This is a genomic window from Psychrobacter sp. UBA2514 (genome assembly GCF_002341255.1).
Lineage (GTDB): Bacteria > Pseudomonadota > Gammaproteobacteria > Pseudomonadales > Moraxellaceae > Psychrobacter > Psychrobacter pacificensis.
In genome coordinates this window covers 44,152-45,044 of record NZ_DDNS01000041.1, presented here as the reverse complement: position 1 = coordinate 45,044, position 893 = coordinate 44,152, and the positions used below count along the sequence as shown (strand labels likewise).

1 protein-coding gene is annotated in these 893 nt (G+C 34.8%); it reads left to right on the top strand.

The features are described from left to right. Window positions 1–465: 465 nt before the first annotated feature. A complete protein-coding gene (locus tag B3V51_RS10850; protein ID WP_071003016.1) occupies window positions 466–825 on the top strand; it encodes a hypothetical protein in 360 nt (119 codons plus the stop codon). Window positions 826–893: the final 68 nt, after the last annotated feature.

Sequence of the window (893 nt, the reverse complement as noted above, 5' to 3'; positions counted from 1 at the left end):
ATTTGGGTCTCAGTCATTCGTTTGCTCATATCAAAACTCCTGCTGGTATTTTAGCAGTTAGTTTCTACTTTTAAGTGTTATTATTTTTTGGGGTGATTACCATTTAACGTCAAAAAAGTAGTTTCTAGGCTCTAAAATATAATCATTATTAATTAGTATGATTTTTCCTACCCAGTGGTCGTTATTTCTCCTTGAATGGTCGAGTAGAAACGTGATCTGACCCCGTATATAGAATATAATAACAGTCACTACGGAAATTTGTTTACGATTACGCTATAGTTCCTGTACCTAAAAATACATTTAATTATTCGTATTCAATTATCATAATTCCTTAAGTGTAAGTAAGCATATTTAAGTTATACTAATGTTTATATAGTCAATTCAGCTTAACATAATTTGATATTGCTCGATTGTGCAAGTGTCTCTAATCGAGAATTATCTCAACACAAAAAAATAGGAAAAAGTATGTCAAATATCAATGAGTCTTTACAAGAGTTAATGGATCTTGATGGTGCGATGGGTGCCTGCATTGTGGATTATATGTCAGGTATGGTGTTAGGCACGATTGGTGGCGGTGTCGATCTTGAGCTAGCTGCTGCCGGTAACTCACAAGTTGTAAAGGCAAAAGTAGCAACGATGAAATCACTCGACATCAAAGGTGAAATCGAAGATATGTTGATCACACTAGAGTCTCAGCTACACATCATTCGTCCGACAGCCAGTCATGAAGATTTATTTATCTACTTAGTACTTGATAAATCAAAAGCGAACCTTGCATTGGCACGCCGTAAAGTACAGTCAATCGAAAGCAAACTAGAAATATAATTTGGCCAAAATCAATTGAGCCAGTCACTATAGTGAAACCATTATAAAATGGTATAGCAAGATTAAAC

Coding starts and splice junctions, on each gene's coding strand:
- B3V51_RS10850 (WP_071003016.1), top strand. CDS start 466: ATGTCAAATATCAATGAGTCTTTACAAGAGTTAATGGATCTTGATGGT.